The organism is Meiothermus sp. (assembly GCF_025060375.1).
Classification (GTDB): Bacteria; Deinococcota; Deinococci; order Deinococcales; family Thermaceae; genus Meiothermus.
This window is the reverse complement of the sequence record NZ_JANXCG010000042.1, coordinates 1-17,580: the sequence shown is the minus strand read 5'-3', so window position 1 is coordinate 17,580 and position 17,580 is coordinate 1. Positions and strand designations below refer to the sequence as shown.

The following is a 17,580-nucleotide window of genomic DNA, read 5'->3' as shown; positions in this document are numbered from 1 at the left end:
GCTGCGGCAGGGCAAACATATGGCTTTGTATCGCCACATCGCCGAGGAGTTCCGCACCCGCATCGCCACCGGCGAGCTGCCCCCCGGCACCCGCTTGCCCACGGTGCGGGCTCTGGCCCGCGAGGTGGGCACCACCCGGCTCACCATCCACAACGCCTACCGCGAGCTACAGGCCGACGGGTTGATTGAGTCGGTGGTGGGGCGGGGCACCTTCGTGAGCCAGCAGGCTCGGCCCACCGCCCAGCCCAGCTTTGGGGAGCGGCTCGAGCCCGACCTGGTGCTCTCCGACCTGCACCGGCTGCAAAACGCCCGGGTACCCCACAACCTGGCCCTGGCCACCGGCGACCCCGAGCTCTTCCCTTACGAGGCCTTCTGGGCCTGCCTGGAGAGCCTGCGCCCCCAGGCCCGGGAGGTCTTCGGCTACGGTTCGGTGATGGGTGAGCCCGAGCTCAGGGTGGCCCTCAGCGAACTTTTAGAACAACGCGGCGTGCGCGCCGACCCCGCCGAGGTGCTGGTCACGGTGGGGGGACTGCAGGGGCTGGCCCTGGTCTGCCGGGCCCTGGCCGAGCCGGGCGAGGAAGTGCTGTTGGAGGAGCCCACCTACCTGGGCCTGCTGGGCATCCTCAAGCAATTTCGCCTGAAGCCCCTGCCGGTACCGCTGGACGAGGAAGGCCCCCGGCTGGAAGTGCTCGAGGCCCTTCTGAAACACCACCGCCCGCGCTTCTACTACACCATCCCCAGCTACCACAACCCCACCGGGCTGCGCTTCCGGGAGGAACGGCTGTGGCGACTTCTGGTGCTGGCCCAGACCTACGGGTTTGCCCTGGTGGAGGACGACACCCTGGGCTTCCTGAGCTACGAGCAAAAACCGCCCACCCCGCTTTACGTCCTGGCCCAGCAGCTTGGTGCAGAAGCTCAGGTGGTGCACCTGGCCAGCCTCTCCAAGGTGCTGATGCCGGGGCTGCGCATCGGCTACCTGGTGGCGCCCAAAGCCCTGCTCGATCGGCTTACTGCCCTACACAACGTCTCCGACATCACCGGTCCCCCGCCCCTGTTGCAGCGGGCCACAGCCCAGTTCATCCGCCAGGGTGGCCTCAAACAGCACCTCCGCCAGGTACTACCGATTTACCGGCACCGCCGGGACGTGCTCCTAGGAGCCCTAAAGCGCCACATGCCCGAAGGGGTGCGCTGGAGCCATCCCGAAGGGGGGTTCTCCTGCTGGGTGAGCCTGCCCCGGCTCTTCTCCACCCTGGAACTGTACCACCAGGCCCTGGCCCAGGGGGTGGCCCTCACCCCTGGGGAGGCTTTCCTGGTGCAGGCCGACGAAACCATGCGCTTCCGGCTGTGCTTTGGGACCGAGCGAGGCGAGGGGCTGGAAGAGGGGGTGAAAAGGCTGGCTCAACTGATCAAAGCACGGTTTTCATCGGCTTAGGGCAAAAAAGCCTGGAGGTTTAGGAAATGGAAAATAGACCCAAGCAGGTGCGCGGGGCGCACTACGTAGATGTAGACAACACCTATCTGGAAAAACGGCGCCTGCGCAAGAGCGCGGGCTGGGTGCTCTTGTGGGGCCTGGGGGTCGGCGCGGTCATCTCGGGCGACTTCTTCGGCTGGAACTTTGGGCTCTCCGCTGGGGGCTTTGGGGGGCTTTTGCTGGCCACTTTGGTGGTGGCGGTGTTGTACGTAACCATGGTGCTTTCCATCGCCGAGCTCTCCACCGCCCTGCCCCATGCGGGAGGCTTCTACTCCTTCACCCGCAACGCCTTTGGCCCCAACTGGGCTTTCCTCAACGGGGTCACCGACCTGATTGAGTACGTAATCACCCCGGCGGTGATTGTGGTGGGGATTGCGGGCTACATGAACGCCCTGATTCCGGGGGTGCCGGCCTGGGTCTGGTGGGCGGCCTTCTACGCCATCTTCGTGGGCATCAATATCCGCGGCACGGCCCTGACGCTCAGGGTTTCGCTCATCGTGACCCTGTTGGCGCTGGCGGTGCTGGTGGTTTTCTACGTAGCGGCGGTGTTTTCTGGGGCCTTTAGCTGGGAGAAGGTCTTCAACATCCCGCCCACGGAGGGGGGCTCGAGCTTCCTACCCTTCGGCTGGTACGGGGTTTTCGCTGCCCTGCCCTTTGCCATTTGGTTTTATCTGGCCATCGAGCAGCTCCCCCTGGCCGCCGAGGAGTCGCACGACGTGGTGCGGGACATGCCCAAAGCGCTCATCCTGGGCATTATCACCCTGCTGGTGCTCTCGGTGCTGACCCTCATCCTGAATACCGGGGTGGCCGGGGCCAAGGAGGTGGGCGAGTCCAATGCCCCCCTGGAGCTGGGCTTCAAGGCAGTCTTTGGCGACGCGGCCACCAGCACCATCCTGACCCTGATTGCCATCACCGGCCTGGTGGCCAGCTTCCACGCCATCATCTACGCCTACGGGCGGCTCATCTTCGCCCTTTCGCGGGCCGGCTACCTGCCCACCGGACTTTCCATCGTGAGCCGCTACCACACCCCGCACTACGCCCTCATCCTGGGCGCGGTGGTGGGCTTCTTGATGTGCGTGCTGATCAGCACCTTCTCGGATAGCGTGGGGGCGGCCCTGCTCAACATGGCGGTTTTTGGCGCGGTGATCTCCTACGCCATGGTGATGTTTGCCTACATCCGCTTGGCCCGCACCCGCCCCGACCTGCCCCGCCCCTACAAGAGCCCGCTGGGCGTGCCGGGGGCCTGGGTGGGCGCAATTCTGGCCCTGGTCTGCCTGGCCGCCACCTTCGCGGTGGAGAGCTACCGGCCTGGGGTGGTGGGCACAGCGGTCTTTGTGGTGCTGATGATGGCCTACTACTGGTTCTACAGCCGCTTCCGCCTGGTGGCCCAGGCCCCCGAGGAGGAGGCCGCCCTCATCGCCGAGGCCCAGCGGGAGATTCGCTGAGGTAACCAGCCCGATGGCGGTGAAGTAACGAGGCGGGGTTCTGAGCATGGCTTGGGAATGAGACAAGGGGTTTGAATGAACGAGGACGCTGCGAGAAAGCTAAGCTGGCTATCCCAGGAGGTCAATGCGGGCAGGATTGAGACCGTGCTGGTGGCCTTTCCCGACCACTACGGGCGGCTTATGGGCAAGCGCTTCGAGGCCGAGTTTTTTGTGGAGCACGTGGCCGAGCACGGCACCCACGGCTGCAACTACCTGCTCACCACCGATATGGAGATGGAGCCGGTGCAGGGCTACCGCTTTGCCAACTGGGAGCTGGGCTACGGCGACTTCCACCTGGTGCCCGACCTTTCCACCCTGCGGCCTGCAAGCTGGCTCGAGAAAAGCGCCCTGGTGCTCTGCGACCTGGAAGACGAGCGCACCCACACCCTGGTGGAGGTGGCCCCCCGCACGCTTTTGAAGCGGCAGCTCGAGCGGGCCCGGGCCTTGGGCTACACGGTGATGGCGGCCTCGGAGCTGGAGTACTACCTCTACCGGGTAGCCTACCGGGAAGCCCACCGGCAGGGCTACGCCGGGCTCGAGCCTGCTGGCTACTACCTGGAGGACTACCACCTGCTCCAGGGCACCCGCGAGGAGCCCTTTACCGCGGCGGTGCGGCGGCACCTCAAGGCCTCGGGGATTCCGGTGGAAAACTCCAAGGGCGAGTGGGGCCTGGGCCAGCACGAGGTCAACCTGCGCTACGCCGAGGCCCTAGAGATGGCCGACCGGCATGCGGTCTTCAAGCAGTGCCTCAAGGAAATTGCCGACAGCATGGGCCTTTCGGTAACCTTCATGGCCAAGCCCCACCACGGCCAGGCCGGCTCCTCCTGCCACATCCACCTCTCGCTCTGGAAGGATGGGCAGAATGCCTTTGCCGGCGAGGAAAGCTATGGGCCGGTGAAGGGCTCTAAGGTCTTCGGGCAGTTTCTGGCGGGCTGGATCGCCCACACACCCGACCTGATGCCCCTGTACGCCCCCACGGTGAACGCCTACAAGCGCTACGAGGACGGCTCCTGGGCCCCCACCCGGCTGGCCTGGAGCTACGACAACCGCACCGCCGGGTTCCGCGTGGTGGGGCACGGCCCTTCGCTGCGCATTGAGTGCCGCATCGGCGGGGCCGACCTGAACCCCTACCTGGCCCTGGCCGCAGCCCTGGCCTCGGGGCTCGATGGCCTCGAGCAAGACCTCACCCCGCCCCCCATCTTCCAGGGCGACATCTACCAGGCCCGCCACCTGCCCCGGGTGCCCTACACCCTGGGCGAGGCGGTGGAGGGCTTCGCACATAGCGCCTTTGCCAAGAAAGCCCTGGGCGAGGCCGCCCACGAGCACTACACCCACTTCTACCGCACCGAGTGGCAGGCCTTTTGCCGGGCCGTAACCGACTGGGAGCGCAAACGGTACTTCGAGCGGATATGAGCCACGGGTTGCACCAGGCGAGCGATTGTTGGCCGACCTGCGTCCTGTGACAACTTTTGGAGGTGTGCATGCAACTAGCTGATAAGGTGGCCCTCATCACCGGCGCCGCGAGCGGGATTGGCCTCGAGGCGGCCCTGCTCTTTGCCCGCGAGGGGGCCAGGGTGGTGGCCGTGGATATCTCGGAAAAAGGCCAGGAGACCGCCGAGCGCATCCGGGCCGCAGGGGGCCAGGCCCACTTCGTGCGGGCCGATGTTTCCAAGGCCGCCGACGCCGAGCGGATGGTGCAGGAGGCCGAGCGGGCCTTTGGCCGGCTCGACATCCTCTTCAACAACGCCGGCATCTCCCACGCCGAGGACGATGACGCCATCCACACCAGCGAGGCGGTGTGGGACCTCACCTTTGCGGTGAACGTGAAGGGGGTCTTTCTGGGCTGCAAGTACGGCATCCCGGCCCTGCGCCGGGCCGGGGGTGGGGTGGTCATCAACACCGCCTCCTTTGTGGCCTTCCTGGGGGCGGCCACGCCGCAGCTGGCCTACACCGCGAGCAAGGGGGCGGTGCTCTCCATGACCCGCGAGCTGGCGGTGATCCACGCCCGCGAGAACATCCGGGTCAACGCCCTCTGCCCCGGGCCCTTGCAGACCGAACTCCTGATGAAGTACCTGGACACCCCGGAAAAGCGCCAGCGCCGCCTGGTGCACATCCCCATGGGCCGCTTCGGCCAGGCCAGCGAAATAGCCCAGGCCGCTTTGTTCCTGGCCAGCCCGGCCTCCTCCTTCATGACCGGGGCGGCCATGCTGGTGGATGGGGGCATCACCGCGGCCTACGTCACCCCGGAGTGAAGGCTATGCAGATACAAAGAACCATCAGCCCGGTGGATGGGCGTGTGTACGTGGAGCGCGAGCTGGCCGGACCCGAGGCGCTCGAGCAGGCCCTCACCCGTGCTGTGCAGGCCCAGCGGGCCTGGGCCCGAACCCCCCTAGAGGAGCGGCTCGCCATCGTGGAGCGCATGGTGGAGGTGATGCTGGGGGCGGTGGAGCCGGTAGCCCTGGAGCTCACCTGGCAGATGGGCCGGCCCATCCGCTACAGCCCCAAGGAGATTACGGGGGGCTTTGCCGAGCGGGCCCGCTACATGGCCCGCATTGCCCCAGCCGCCCTGCGGGACATCCCGGCAGAGGAGCTTCCGGGCTTCACCCGCTTCATCCGGCGGGAGCCTTTGGGCGTGGTGCTGGTGCTGGCCCCCTGGAACTACCCCTACCTGACCTCGGTCAACACCATTGTGCCGGCCCTGCTGGCCGGGAACGCGGTGCTCCTGAAGCACTCCGCCCAGACCCCCTTGGTGGCCGAGCGCTACGCCTGGGCCTTCCAGGAGGCCGGGCTGCCCGAGGGGGTTTTTCAGTACCTGCACATGGACCATGAACTGGTGGCCCGGGCCATCGCCGACCCACGGGTTGCCTTCGTGGCCTTTACCGGCTCGGTGGCCGGGGGGCGGGCGGTGGAGCGGGCCGCGGCGGGGCACTTCAAGGGGGTGGCCCTGGAGCTTGGCGGCAAGGACCCGGCCTACGTGCGCCCTGACGCCGACCTCGAGTTCAGCGCGGTGAACCTGGTGGACGGGGCCATGTTCAACTCGGGCCAGTCCTGCTGCGGGGTGGAGCGCATCTACGTCCACGAGGCCATCTACGAGCCCTTCGTGGAGGCCTTTGTGGCCGAAACCCTCAAGCTCAAGCTGGGCAACCCCCTGGACCCCGAGACCACCCTGGGCCCCATGGTGCGCACCGAGGCCGCCGAGTTCGTGCGGGGTCAGATTGCCGAGGCCCTCTCCCAGGGAGCCCGGGCCCTCATCGACCCCCGCCACTTCCCCGCCGACGCCCCCGGCACCCCCTACCTGGCCCCCCAGGTGCTGGTGGACGTGCACCACGGGATGCGGGTGATGGTGGAGGAGAGCTTTGGCCCGGTGGTGGGCATCATGAAGGTCAAAAGCGACGCGGAGGCCCTGGCCCTCATGAACGACTCCCCCTACGGCCTCACCGCCTCCATCTGGAGCAAAGACGAAGGGGCCGCGCTGGAGCTGGGGGCGGGCCTGGAGACCGGCACGGTCTTCCTCAACCGCTGCGACTACCTAGACCCCGCCCTGGCCTGGACGGGGGTCAAGGAGTCCGGACGGGGCTGCTCGCTCTCCGTTCTGGGCTACGAGCAGCTTACCCGGCCCAAGTCGTATCATCTGCGTAAGGTTTGAGGAAGCCTTATGAGGCTGGCGGTTTTGGTCTGCGACGAACCCCCGCCGGGGCTGGAGAGCATTGCGGGCGACTACCCCGCCATGTTCGAGCGGCTTCTGGGCCTCCCCCTCACCCCCTTCGACGTGCGCAAGGGAGCCTACCCGGCACGGGTGGAAGACTTCTCGGGCTACCTGATTACGGGCTCCCGCGCCTCGGTCTACGACCCCCTGCCCTGGATACCCCCGCTGGAAGACTTCGTGCGGGCGGTGGCGGCCTCGCAGAGCCGGCTGGTGGGGGTCTGCTTCGGGCACCAGATAATCGGGCAGGCTTTGGGAGGAAAGGTGGAGCGCTGGCCCCTGGGCTGGGGGGTAGGGGTGCACCGGTTTTCGCTCGCCCAGCAGAGGCCCTGGATGGCGCCGCCCCTGGAGGAAGTCCGGCTCATCCTCTCCTGCCAGGACCAGATTACCCGGCTCCCCCCAGGGGCGGAGGTGCTGGGGGGGAGCGAGTTCAGCCCCTATGCCTTTATCCAGGTGGGGGCCAACGTGCTCGGGATGCAGCCCCACCCGGAGTTTCCCAGAGCCTTCGCCGAGGCCCTGCTGGAGCAGCGGCGCGAGCGGGTGGGCGAGGCCCGCTACGCCGAGGCCAGGGCCAGCTTTGCCCTGGAGCCCAGCGCGAAGGAGGTGGGGGGCTGGATCCGGAATTTCCTCGCTACCGGGCCTTCCTGAGCCAGTACCCGCCCTTTGACGCGCTCGCGGAGGCCGACTGGGCGGGCCTCGAGGGGGCTTTGCGCCGGGTGCGCTTTGCGCCGGGCGAGGTCATCCTTTCCCCGGTTCAGCCCGAGGCCGAGGGGCTTTTTGTGGTCTACCGGGGAACGGTGCGCCTCGAGCAGGACGGGCAGGGGGTGGCCTGGCTCGAGCCCGGCGAGAGCTTCGGCTACCCTTCCCTTCTGGGCCAGCAGCCCCCCAGCCTGACCGCGCGGGCCGAGGGCGAGGCCGAGTGCTTGCTTTTGAGCAAGGAGGCCTTCCGCCGCCTGCTGGAAAAGCCCGCCCTGGCCCTCTTTTTCAGCGCCCGGCTGGCCGAGCGGCTAAGGCTCTTGCAGCCTGCCGCCCTGAGCCTGCCCGACCTGGGCCAGGCCGCGGGGGAGGTGGCCTTGGGGGTGGTCTGGCTCGAGGCCGGCGCTACCGTGGCCCAGGCCGCCCGGCGCATGCGCGACGCAGGGGTGAGCGCCCTCCTCTTGCAAACCCCTTTGGGCCTGGCCATCCTCACCGACCGCGACCTGCGCAACCGGGTGCTGGCCGAGGAACTTCCCCCAGACACCCCGGCCCTTGCGGTGGCCAGCGCCCCGGCCCGCACCCTGCCCGCCCGCACCCCCCTCTACGAGGCCCTGGCCTTCATGGAGGCGCAGGGCATCCACCACCTGCCCCTGCTGGAGGGGGACAAGGTGGTGGGCCTCCTCACCGACCGGCTCTTTCTGCGGCGCTGGTTGCAGACCCCGCTGGCCCTGCTGCGCCGCCTGGAGCAGGGCCAGGGCGACCCTAGCGAGTACCGCGAGCAGCTTTACGCCATCGTGCGGCAGATGGTGGCCGCGGGCTTCAGTGTGCCGGCCATCACCCGCCAGGTGAGCCTGCTGAACGACGCCCTGACCCGTAGCCTCCTGCGCCGGGCCGAGGCCCGCCTGGGCCCGCCCCCCTGCCCCTACGCCTGGCTGGTGCTGGGCTCCGAGGGCCGCACCGAGCAGGCCCTCCTCACCGACCAGGACAACGCCCTGGCCTACCAGGAGCCCCAGGCCCGCCCCTATTTCCAGGCGCTGGCCCGGCGGGTGCTGGAGGGGCTATCCCAGGCCGGGTTTCCCCCCTGCCCGGGGGGCCACATGGCCGACCGCTGGAGCTATGCGCTTCCGGAGTGGGCGGCCCGGTTCCGGGCCTGGCTGGAGGCCCCCGAGGGCGAGGCCCTGCTGGAGGCCCAGATTTTCCTGGACTTCCGCGCGGTGGCCGGGGGGCTGGCTTTGGAACCCCTGCACGGCTTCCTGCGCCGGGCTGCGAACAACCGGCCCTTCCTGACCGCCCTGGCCCGCTCGGCCCTGGCCTTCACCCCGCCGCTGGGGTTTTTGGGGCGCATTCACTGGGAGGAGGGGCAGGTCAACCTGAAAAAAGGGGGGATTGCCGCCATCGTGGCCCTGGCGCGGGTGTATGGCCTCGAGGCCGGCAGCCTGGCCCGCCCCACCCTGGAGCGCCTGCGGGCCGCTGCCCTGGCCCGGCTCATCCCCAAGGAAGAAGCCGAAGACCTGAGCGAGGCTTTTTTGTTCCTCTCCCACCTGCGCCTGAAGCACCAGCTGGGTGCCCTGGAGCGGGACCAGCCCCCCTCCAACCGGGTGGCCCGGGAAGCCCTCAGCCCCCGCGAGCAGCAGATGTTGCGGCATGTCTTCCTGCGCATCCGCCAGGCCCAGCAGGCGCTGGCAGCGCGGTTTCGGCTCCCTCTTTGAGGTTAGTGAGCGCGGATCGCCTCCAGAAGCTCCCGAGCCCCCTCGGCCAGCAAGTCGTGGGCTAGCTCTTCGCCCAGCTCAGCGGCCTCCTCAGCCTCACCCTCAATCTCAGCCCGAATCAGCTCGCGGCCATCGGGCGAGGCCACCAACCCCTCCAGCACAAGGACCCCGTCGTCCTCCAACATAGCCAGCGCCGCAGCGGCGCAGTGGTCGCCAGCCCCCAGCGCCCGCACAAAGGCCCGCTCCGCCGTGACCCGGGCAAAGGAGGGGCGGTGGTTCAGGCTGTAGGCCAGCTCCTCGGCCCAGTCGTCGCCCTGGCGCACCTCCAGGCCCAGCGCTCCCTGGCCGGCCGCAGGCAACATCACCTCTGGGTCAATGAGCTGGTCTATACGGTTGGGCAGCTCGAGCCTGAGCAAGCTGGCTGCCCCAATGATTAGGGCATCGTATTCCCCAGCCCCTAAGGCGGTCAGCCGCTCGTCCACATCGCCCTCCAAGTCCCGCAGGGTTAGGTCAGGCCGATAGGCCAGGAGCTGGGCCCTGCGCCTTAGGCTGTTGACCCCCACCACCGCCCCTTCTGGTAGGTCCTCCAGCCGTTTGGCGCTGCGCCCCACCAGGGCCTCCCTGGGCTCAACCCGCTTGGGCACAGCCGCCAACCGCACCCCGGGCAGCTCCTGGGTGGGCAGGTGCTTGAGCGAGTAGACCGCAATGTCCACCTCGCGCCGCAGCAAGGCCTGCCTAAGGGCTTCTGTGGCCGCCGCCTCAGAGGCGTTTTTGGACTGCACCATGCGTATTTTGAACTCGGTCTCGGGCCAGTTCTCCTTGAGGCGCTCCATCACCCAGCGGGTCTGGGCTTGCGCAAGCAGGCTTGCCCTGGCGCCAATCACGATAACGCGCATAAGGCCAATATATTAGCGGATGGACCAAGCTGGAATAGGCCAACCGGAGAGGGCCTCCTCCACCCTCCGGTGCGGAGCGCACAGCTCAAACCAAAAGCCAAAGCAGGCTCATCGGGCTGTTCAGGTGACCGCTTTCTCCCTGAGGCAGCGCCAGACCTTCTCAGGAGAAAGCGGCATGTCCAGATGGTCTACCTCTAAAGCGTCAAGCACCGCGTTGACCACCGCAGGGGTTGCGGCGATGGCCCCAGCCTCCCCTACCCCTTTCACGCCCAGAGGGTTGGTGGGCGAGGGGGTCTCCATGCGGTGGGCTTCCACATGAGGGACCTGGTCGGCCCTGGGCAGGGCGTACTCGAGCAGGCTGGCCTGCAGATTCTGCCCTTCCGCATCGTAAAAAATCCCCTCGTAAAGGGCCTGGCCGATGCCCTGGGCCACCCCCCCGTGCTGCTGCCCCTCAAAGAGCAAGGGGTTGATCACCGTTCCACAATCGTCCACCGCGATGTAGCGAAGCACCTGCACCTGGCCTGTTTCGGGATCAACCTCCACCACCGCCAGGTGGGCCCCAAAGGGGTAGTTGGCCTCCTTCAAGGTAAAGCTCGCTCGCCCTTCGAGGCCCGGCTCCAGCCCTGGCGGGAGCTTGCGGGGGCTAAAGGCTGCAGCGATGACCTCCTCCAGGGCCACCCCTCGGTCGGTTCCCCGCACCCTAAACCCCTCCTCCCCCAGCTCCAGGTCCTCCGGAGCGGCCTCCAACAGGTGGGCCGCAATCCGGGTCATCTTCGCCCGTACCTGCTCCGCAGCCTGCAGAACCGCCGAGCCTCCCACCGAAAGGGTGCGGCTCCCGGCGGTGCCCATGCCGTAGGGAACCGCTAGGGTATCCCCCTGCACCACCTGGATGCGCTCGGGGGGAATCCCAATCCGTTCGGCCACTATCTGGACAAAAGCATTCTGAGTGCCCTGGCCATGGGGCGAGGTTCCCGTGAACACCAGCACGCTGCCATCGGGGTTGACCTGAACCCCTCCCGTCTCCCAGCCATACCCGGTGATTTCCACGTAGGTGCAAAGCCCAACGCCCACCCGGCGCCCCTGTTTGCGGGCCTCAGCCTGCCAGGCCCGCAACTCGGCGTAGCGGCTTACCTCGAGGAGCCTGTCCAAAGCCTGCTCATAGGCCCCCGAGTCGTACTTGGCCCCGGTGCGGGTCCTGTAGGGAAAAGGCCCCCGGATAAAGTTCCGCCGGCGAAGCTCCGCCGGGTCCAAGCCCAAGGCGCGGGCCCCCATGTCCATCAGGCGCTCCAGGTAGTAGGTGGCCTCGGGCCGGCCGGCCCCCCGGTAGGCCCCAGTGGGGGTAGCATGGGTATAGACGGCCTGGAGCCTGAGCTCAAGGGCCGGGATTTCGTAGGGCCCCTGCAGCATCAAAAGGGTCCCAGGAGCACTTCCCAAGGTGGTCTCGAGCGCGTAGGCCCCCAGGTCGGCCACCACCCGGCCTCGAAGGCCCAGAACCCTACCCTCTGCGTCAAAAGCCATCTCCAGGTCGGCCACCTGGGCCCGCCCGTGGATGGTGGAGGTGAAGCTCTCGTTGCGCCCCTCCTCCCAACGAACAGGCCGCCCCAGCCGCCGCGCTAGGTAGGCCACCAGCAGCTCCTCAGGGTAGACGTTGATCTTGGCCCCAAAGGCCCCCCCCACATCCGGGGCCACCACCCGCACCTGGTTCTCCGCCAGCGAAAGCCGCTCGGCCAACGCGCCCCTCAGGTCGTGAGGCATCTGGGTGCTCGACCAGACCGTAAGGGCCTCGCGCACCCCATCCCAGGTTGCCAGAACCCCTCGGGGTTCCATCGGCGCGGGGGCTACCCGCTGCTCCACCAACCGGGCCCCAACCACCCGGTACGCCTCCGCAAAGGCCCTTCCCACCTCCCCCGAGACCACGGTGCGTTCCAGGGCCAGGTTGGTGCCAAGGCTGGGGTGCAAGGGCGGAGCAGTGAGGGCCTCCAGGGGGTCGGCGCAGACCGGCAGCGGATCATAGACCACCTGCACCCGCCCAGCCGCATCCTCCGCGGCGGCCCTCGATTCCGCCAGCACCGCCACCACCGGTTCTCCCACGTAGCGCACCTGTTCACGGGCCAGCAAGGGGTGCAGGGCCAGGCGGCCCTCCCGGGGTCCAGAGGCCGGAGCGTACAGCTCTGGGAGGTCGGCCGCGGTGTAGACCGCCACCACCCCGGGGGTCTGCAGCGCCTCCTCCAGGCTTATGGAAACCAGGCGGGCATGGGCGTAAGGGCTGCGCACCAAGACCAGGTGAAGCGCAGCCCCAGAAGGGAGGTCAGCCAGGTACTGCCCCCGACCCCGCACAAGCTTCCCATCTTCCCGACGCTTGAGGGGTTGGCCAATGTAGCGGTTGCCCATACGGCGCCCATCCTACCGCAAACGAGGCGCCCGACATCCCTCTCAGAACTCGTTTCGGGCCGCCACCCAGTCCATCCGCACCTGGCCTCGAGCCCCCTTCAGGCGGAAGACCACCTCGTACAGGCTCGATTCCACCGGGTAGCGAACCTCATCGGAAAAGCGCCCCTGGTAGCGCTTGACCAGCCCAGCGGTAGCCTGGCCGCTGCGGCGGATCTCCACCTCCAGGCTCCCTTTGCGCAGTTCTCCGGCCACCATCACCTTGATAAACGGGCGAATCCCCGTGGCCCGCAAAGGGTAGACCGCCTCTCCGCTGTAGTTCCAGTAGAAAACCGGCGTGAAGGGCGCGTAGCCCACCGCCAGGCCAAACCGCTCTGCATAGAGGTAGACCCCCGCCGCAACCAGGGCCAGCACGATAAGGGTGCGCACCTTTCCAGTATACCCCTCACCCCAGGACCCAACAGGCTCAACCGGCCTGGGGCTCCATCTGCTCCTGGTCCTTTTTAGACCCCAGCCTTTGCAGCAGGGCCAAGCGCAGCCGGGCAATCTCCGCCTCGAGCCGGCTTTGCTGGGCGTCAAGCTCATCCCGCAGCCGCATGATCTCCTCCACCCCGGCCAGGTTGACCCCCAGCTCCTGCGTAAGCCGGCGGATCTCCCGCAGCTTCTCCACGTCCCGTTCAGAGTAGAGCCGGGTCTTGCCAGCGGTGCGGCGGGGGGTCACCAGACCCTCGCGCTCGTAGAGCCTTAGGGTTTGGGGGTGCATCCCCACCAACTCGGCGGCCACCGAGATGATGTAGACGGGGCGGTCCTTATCGGTCTCGTTCCGGCGGGGGCGCTCACCCGGGGCAGGCAGGGCCGGGGGAGTCTTGAGGGCAGCGAGCCTCTCCCCCAGCTCGGCCTTGAGCCGCTCCACCTCCTCGTGAAAGCGCTTCTCCAAGGCCCAAAGCTCATCCCGCAGCCGCATGATCTCCTCCACCCCGGCCAGGTTGACCCCCAGCTCCTGCGTAAGCCGGCGGATCTCCCGCAGCTTCTCCACGTCCCGTTCAGAGTAGAGCCGGGTCTTGCCGCCGGAGCGCTTGGGCTTGATGAGGCCCTTGCGCTCGTAGAGCCTCAGGGTCTGGGGATGCATGTCCACCAGTTCGGCGGCCACCGAGATGATGTAGACAGGGCGGTCCTTGTCCATACACCCAGGGGCTAAACGCCCTTGATACTAAGAGTATACGAAAACCTGCAGCCGATTTTGGGAAAAGCCGGCCTCCTGGAGGGCCTGGCGGATGACCCGGGCAGCCACATACTGGCCGACCTCCCGCAGGGGCTGGAGGTGATGTAGATGGGGCCAGGACCGCTCGGCGCCCCCAACGCACCCAGGACCCACCAGCTCAGGAGAAGGCCGCGGACAGCAGATCAGGCCTCCCCCGGCAGCTCGGAGGGCATGAGCCGGGCATCAAACTCCTCGTAGGCGAAGTAGTCCAACAGCCTGTAGAGCTCAGCCCGGGTCTGCATCTGGGGGAGGAAGCCCCTGGAGGTGCCCTGGGCCATGAGGGTCTGGTACAGGCCCTCCATAGCCTTGGCGGCCACGCGGAGGGCGGAAACCGGGAAGAGGGCGATGCGGTAGCCCAGGGCGAAGACCTCGGCTGCGCTCAGGGAGGGGCTGCGGCCGAACTCCGTCAGGTTGGCCAGGAGAACCGCCCCTTCCAGGGCCTCGGCCACCGCCTGGAAGGCTTCCCGCGAGGGCAGGGCCTCGGGGAAGATGGCCTCGGCCCCAGCCTCCAGGTAGCGCCTAGCCCGGGCCACCACGCCCTCCAGCCCCTCGGCCTCGTAGGCGTCCGTGCGGGCGATGAGGAAAAGTTCCGGGGCGGCCTCCTTCACCGCGCGGAGCTTGGCCTCCAGGTCCTCCGGGGGTGCTAAGAGCTTGCGGCTCAGGTGGCCGCACTTCTTGGGGTGGAGCTGGTCCTCGAGCTGCACCCCCGCCACCCCCGCCGCCAGGAAGCGCCGCGCCGCCTGGGCCGCGTTCAGGGGGCCGCCGTAGCCCGTGTCCGCGTCCACGATGAGGGGCAGGCCGGTAGCCCAGACGATCTCCCGGGCGCGCTCCGCCACCTCCCCTGCCTCGAGGAGGCCCAAGTCGGGCAGGCCCCGGCTCGCCGTGAGGGCGGCTCCGGAAAGGTAGAGGGCAGTGAACCCCGCCCCTTTGGCCAGGAGGGCCGAAAGGGGGTCGTACACCCCGGGGAGGACCAGGGGCTCCCTGAGCCGCTCCCTGAGGAGCGCGGCCAGCTCCTGGGAGGACCTCGGGGGCGTGCGCAACCAGGCCATCAGGGGGCCTCCGGGGCCAGGGCGGCCAGGAAGCGGTCCACGGGCATCTCCGGCAGGGCGGGGTCGTCCAGCAGGAGGTAGAGCAGCTCCTGGGCGCGCGCCCTGGGCAGGGCCAGGTGGAGGGCCCGCTCCAGCTTGGCCCGGAGGAAGGGCAGGCTCTCCTCCCGCCGCCTGGGGTGGCCCAGGGGGTACTCCACCAGCCGCTCCAGCACCCGCCCATCCCGAAGCCGCACCCGCACCCGGTTGGGGATGGCCCGGCGTTCAGGGTCCAGATAAGCCCGGCTGAACTCGGGGTTCTCCACCACCCGCATCTTGGCGATGAGGGCGGGAATCCGGGGGTCGGAGGCGGTGGGCTCGAGGTAGTGCTCGTAGCGCAGCTCTCCCAGGAGCAGGGCCACCGCGGTCATGTACTGCAGGGAGTGGTCGCGGTCAGCCGGGTTCTGGAAGGGCCCGGGCTTGTCGATGATGCGCTTGCCCGCCTCCTGGGTCTCAATGAGAATTTCCTCGGCCTCCTCCAAGAGCCGCTCGGGGCTTCCCAAGAGGGCCCTGGCCTCCCCATGCAGGGCCAAGGCTGCCTCCACCGCGGTCTGGCCGTGGAACTCCGCAGGGTAGGCCACCTTGAAGAGGACGTTCTCCATCACGTAGCTGCCCAGGGGACGGGCCAGCACCACGGGGGCCTTGAGGACCACCGCCTCGAACCCCCAGGTGGGGGCGCTGAGGGCCGTGGCGTAGCCCGGCTCCCCCTTCATGGCCGCCCAGGCCAGGAACACCCCTCGAGCAGTGGCGTCCGCCGCGGCCCAGGACTTGCGGGGACCGGTGTTGGGGTAGTGGCGGTAGGTCCGGAGGGCCGCCCCGTCCAGGAAGGCGTGGGAGAGGGCACTGAACACCGCCTCCTCCCCTCCCCCGTAGAGGAGGGCAGCTACCCCCGCCGAGGCCACCTTGACCCAGTGCACGTGGTCCAGGCCTACCCGGTTCAGGGCGTTCTCCAGGGCCAGCACGCCCTGGATCTCGTAGGCCTTGATGGCCAAGGCCAAGAGGTCCCCCACCCGGTAAGGGGCCTCCCCCCGGGCCCGGCGCAGGCGGCTCAGGTGGTCCCCCAGGGCCAGGATGGCCCCCAGGTTGTCCGAAGGGTGGCCCCACTCCTTGGCCAGCCAGGTGTCGTTGTAGTCCAGCCAGCGGATGAGGGCAGTGAGGCTGAAGGCGGCCCGCATGGGGTCCAGGGCGTGGGGGGTCCCGGGAACCCGGGCGCCAAAGGGGGTGTGGGTCCCGGGGACCAGGGGCCCGACGAGCTTGACCGCCTCCGGGTAGGTAAGGGCCTCATAGAGGCAGCCCAGGGCGTCCGCCAGGGCCAGCCGGGCGGTGAAGAGGGCCTTCTCCCCGCCCACCTCCCCCGCCACCAGGTACCGCGTGAGCTCTTGCAATACCCTATCCCGCTCCATAGGGCACCCCCTAGGCCTTTAGGCCCCGCGGCCCCTTGTAGAGGACCCGAGGGCGGAAGAGGCGGTTGTGGGCGTGCTGCTCGACCACATGGGCCACCAGACCAGCGGTGCGGGCGGCAAGGAAGATGGGGGTGTAGAGGGGCACGGGCACCCCCAGGGCATAGAGCACCGGGGCGGCGTAGTAGTCCAGGTTGGGGTAAAGCCCCTTCTCCTCCCGCATCACCCGCTCCCCCCGCTCGGCCACCTCCAGGTAGCGGGCGGCCCTGGGGTTCCCTGGGGCCATCTCCCGCAGCACCTCCTTCATCAGGGCGGCCCGGGGGTCCATCCGGCGCATGTAGACCCGGTGGCCGAAGCCCATGATCCGCTCCTTCCGCGCCAGGCGCTCGCGCACTAGGCGCTCCAAGCCCTCCGGGGTCTCCGCTTCCAGAAACATCTCCATCACTGCCTCGTTGGCCCCCCCGTGGAGGGGACCCTTGAGCGAGGCCACCGCCCCCGTCACCGCCCCGTACAGGTCAGCCAGGGTGGAGGCGATTACCCGGGCGGCGAAGGTGGAGTTGGGCAGCTCGTGTTCGCTGTAGGCGATGAGGAGCTGGTCAAAGGCCCGCGCCTCGGCTTCCCCTGGCACCTTTTCCGTGATCATCTCCAGGAAGGCCCCCGCGAAGCCCAGCTCTGGCTTAGGCCGGCGGGGCTGGGTTCTGAGGAGGTTGGCCACCAGGATGGCGGCCTGACCGATGAGCCTGGGGCCGGCCCGGAGGTCCGCCTCGGCGTCGGCCTTCTGGCCGGCCTCCTCAAAGCCACCCAGGGCCGAAAGGAGGGTGCGGAGCCGGTCCATGGGGTGCATCTCTGGGGGAAGGAGGCCCAGGATGGCGAAGACCGCCTCGGGCACCGGCGCCTGGAGGAGGCCCTGGGCAAAGGCCTCCGCTTCCTCAGGGCCAGGCAGGCGGCCGTGAAGGAGGAGGAAGGCCACCTCGGGATAGGTGCGCTTCTGGGCTAGGTCCAGGAGGTCGTAGCCTCGGACGACGATCTCCTCCGCTTCCACGTCCAGATAGGAGATCTCCGTCTCCGCCGCCACGACGCCCTCGAGGCCGGGCTGGTATTCTACGCTTTTCATCCCCCGAAGCCTACCTGCGCCTCCCTAGGCCCGTCAAGGTGCGCCGGGGGTGGCCCCCAGGAGCCCGGCCTCGCCGCCCCAGGCCGGGCGGATGGCGATACAGCTACCTTGGTACGGTACAGGCGCCCAGGTAGCTCTCGAGCAGGCCCAGAAAATCTCTGATGGGATCCGCGCCGAAGCCGGGCCCTCATCCCCTCGGCCGCCACCCGCGGGGCGGAAAGGAGGAGCAGGCGGTCCACCTTGCCGACCCGCCGGGGTGGGTTGGGGCCGGGCCCGTCCATCCTTTCTCAGGATACCGTCTGGAGGGTAAGTTAGGCCCTGTGCTCGCCCAGATTCGCACCTAACAGTCTTTTTGGCCTCGAGGCCCTACCCG

Annotated in this window: 15 protein-coding genes; 8 read left to right on the top strand and 7 right to left on the bottom strand. The window is 68.4% G+C overall.

The features are described from left to right. Window positions 1-19 precede the first annotated feature (19 nt). The 7 genes from NZ849_RS05445 (at window position 20) to NZ849_RS05415 (ending at window position 9,063) form a co-directional block, all read left to right on the top strand. Window positions 20-1,432, top strand: a complete 1,413-nt coding sequence (locus tag NZ849_RS05445; protein WP_295405109.1) for a PLP-dependent aminotransferase family protein — start codon at window positions 20-22, stop codon at window positions 1,430-1,432. Window positions 1,433-1,458: 26 nt separating this feature from the next. Continuing rightward, the gene (gene eat, locus NZ849_RS05440) at window positions 1,459-2,916 is read left to right on the top strand and encodes an ethanolamine permease (RefSeq protein ID WP_295405105.1); all 1,458 of its coding nucleotides are present in this window, start codon (window positions 1,459-1,461) and stop codon (window positions 2,914-2,916) included. Between the two features lie 75 nt (window positions 2,917-2,991). Next, complete coding sequence (locus NZ849_RS05435; protein WP_295405102.1) at window positions 2,992-4,368, top strand: glutamine synthetase family protein; 1,377 nt, start codon at window positions 2,992-2,994, stop codon at window positions 4,366-4,368. Window positions 4,369-4,436: 68 nt separating this feature from the next. Continuing rightward, window positions 4,437-5,207 carry a glucose 1-dehydrogenase gene (locus NZ849_RS05430; RefSeq protein WP_295405101.1) on the top strand — a complete coding sequence of 257 codons (771 nt, stop codon included), beginning with the start codon at window positions 4,437-4,439 and terminating at the stop codon, window positions 5,205-5,207. A 5-nt stretch (window positions 5,208-5,212) separates the two neighbouring features. After that, complete coding sequence (locus NZ849_RS05425; RefSeq protein ID WP_295405099.1) at window positions 5,213-6,601, top strand: aldehyde dehydrogenase family protein; 1,389 nt, start codon at window positions 5,213-5,215, stop codon at window positions 6,599-6,601. Between the two features lie 9 nt (window positions 6,602-6,610). Next, window positions 6,611-7,306, top strand: coding sequence for a gamma-glutamyl-gamma-aminobutyrate hydrolase (locus tag NZ849_RS05420; protein ID WP_295405097.1), 696 nt, complete (start codon window positions 6,611-6,613; stop codon window positions 7,304-7,306). Between the two features lie 68 nt (window positions 7,307-7,374). After that, window positions 7,375-9,063, top strand: coding sequence for a DUF294 nucleotidyltransferase-like domain-containing protein (locus NZ849_RS05415; protein WP_295405285.1), 1,689 nt, complete (start codon window positions 7,375-7,377; stop codon window positions 9,061-9,063). Between the two features lie 2 nt (window positions 9,064-9,065). Here the strand turns inward: NZ849_RS05415 and hemC are convergent, their stop codons facing one another. From hemC to NZ849_RS05395, 4 genes are all read right to left on the bottom strand, one after another. After that, on the bottom strand, window positions 9,066-9,959 hold the full coding sequence (hemC, locus tag NZ849_RS05410) for a hydroxymethylbilane synthase (RefSeq protein WP_295405095.1): 894 nt from the start codon (window positions 9,957-9,959) through the stop codon (window positions 9,066-9,068). Window positions 9,960-10,079: 120 nt separating this feature from the next. Continuing rightward, a complete protein-coding gene (locus NZ849_RS05405) occupies window positions 10,080-12,350 on the bottom strand; it encodes a xanthine dehydrogenase family protein molybdopterin-binding subunit (protein WP_295405093.1) in 2,271 nt (756 codons plus the stop codon). A 42-nt stretch (window positions 12,351-12,392) separates the two neighbouring features. After that, window positions 12,393-12,776 carry a hypothetical protein gene (locus NZ849_RS05400; protein WP_295405090.1) on the bottom strand — a complete coding sequence of 128 codons (384 nt, stop codon included), beginning with the start codon at window positions 12,774-12,776 and terminating at the stop codon, window positions 12,393-12,395. Between the two features lie 37 nt (window positions 12,777-12,813). Then, entirely contained in the window at window positions 12,814-13,530 is a 717-nt protein-coding gene (locus NZ849_RS05395; protein WP_295405087.1) for a helix-turn-helix transcriptional regulator, read from the bottom strand. A 21-nt stretch (window positions 13,531-13,551) separates the two neighbouring features. Here NZ849_RS05395 and NZ849_RS05390 point away from each other — a divergent pair, with 21 nt between their 5' ends. Next, complete coding sequence (locus NZ849_RS05390) at window positions 13,552-13,677, top strand: hypothetical protein (protein ID WP_295405084.1); 126 nt, start codon at window positions 13,552-13,554, stop codon at window positions 13,675-13,677. A 74-nt stretch (window positions 13,678-13,751) separates the two neighbouring features. Here NZ849_RS05390 and NZ849_RS05385 read toward each other — a convergent pair whose 3' ends face one another. From NZ849_RS05385 to NZ849_RS05375, 3 genes are read right to left on the bottom strand one after another with little or no spacing between them, the layout of a single operon-like run. Beyond that, window positions 13,752-14,657 carry an isocitrate lyase/phosphoenolpyruvate mutase family protein gene (locus NZ849_RS05385; RefSeq protein ID WP_295405079.1) on the bottom strand — a complete coding sequence of 302 codons (906 nt, stop codon included), beginning with the start codon at window positions 14,655-14,657 and terminating at the stop codon, window positions 13,752-13,754. Further along, on the bottom strand, window positions 14,657-16,096 hold the full coding sequence (locus NZ849_RS05380) for a bifunctional 2-methylcitrate dehydratase/aconitate hydratase (protein ID WP_295405076.1): 1,440 nt from the start codon (window positions 16,094-16,096) through the stop codon (window positions 14,657-14,659). Before NZ849_RS05380 ends, NZ849_RS05385 begins: the two co-directional genes overlap by 1 nt. Window positions 16,097-16,106: 10 nt before the next feature. Further along, window positions 16,107-17,207 carry a citrate/2-methylcitrate synthase gene (locus tag NZ849_RS05375; RefSeq protein WP_295405073.1) on the bottom strand — a complete coding sequence of 367 codons (1,101 nt, stop codon included), beginning with the start codon at window positions 17,205-17,207 and terminating at the stop codon, window positions 16,107-16,109. Window positions 17,208-17,580 lie beyond the last annotated feature (373 nt).

Excerpts from the sequence above, each read along its gene's own strand:
- NZ849_RS05445 (WP_295405109.1), top strand. The coding sequence starts at position 20 with ATGGCTTTGTATCGCCACATCGCCGAGGAGTTCCGCACCCGCATCGCC.
- eat (WP_295405105.1), top strand. The coding sequence starts at position 1,459 with ATGGAAAATAGACCCAAGCAGGTGCGCGGGGCGCACTACGTAGATGTA.
- NZ849_RS05435 (WP_295405102.1), top strand. The coding sequence starts at position 2,992 with ATGAACGAGGACGCTGCGAGAAAGCTAAGCTGGCTATCCCAGGAGGTC.
- NZ849_RS05430 (WP_295405101.1), top strand. The coding sequence starts at position 4,437 with ATGCAACTAGCTGATAAGGTGGCCCTCATCACCGGCGCCGCGAGCGGG.
- NZ849_RS05425 (WP_295405099.1), top strand. The coding sequence starts at position 5,213 with ATGCAGATACAAAGAACCATCAGCCCGGTGGATGGGCGTGTGTACGTG.
- NZ849_RS05420 (WP_295405097.1), top strand. The coding sequence starts at position 6,611 with ATGAGGCTGGCGGTTTTGGTCTGCGACGAACCCCCGCCGGGGCTGGAG.
- hemC (WP_295405095.1), bottom strand. The coding sequence starts at position 9,959 with ATGCGCGTTATCGTGATTGGCGCCAGGGCAAGCCTGCTTGCGCAAGCC.
- NZ849_RS05405 (WP_295405093.1), bottom strand. The coding sequence starts at position 12,350 with ATGGGCAACCGCTACATTGGCCAACCCCTCAAGCGTCGGGAAGATGGG.
- NZ849_RS05395 (WP_295405087.1), bottom strand. The coding sequence starts at position 13,530 with ATGGACAAGGACCGCCCTGTCTACATCATCTCGGTGGCCGCCGAACTG.
- NZ849_RS05385 (WP_295405079.1), bottom strand. The coding sequence starts at position 14,657 with ATGGCCTGGTTGCGCACGCCCCCGAGGTCCTCCCAGGAGCTGGCCGCG.
- NZ849_RS05380 (WP_295405076.1), bottom strand. The coding sequence starts at position 16,096 with ATGGAGCGGGATAGGGTATTGCAAGAGCTCACGCGGTACCTGGTGGCG.
- NZ849_RS05375 (WP_295405073.1), bottom strand. The coding sequence starts at position 17,207 with ATGAAAAGCGTAGAATACCAGCCCGGCCTCGAGGGCGTCGTGGCGGCG.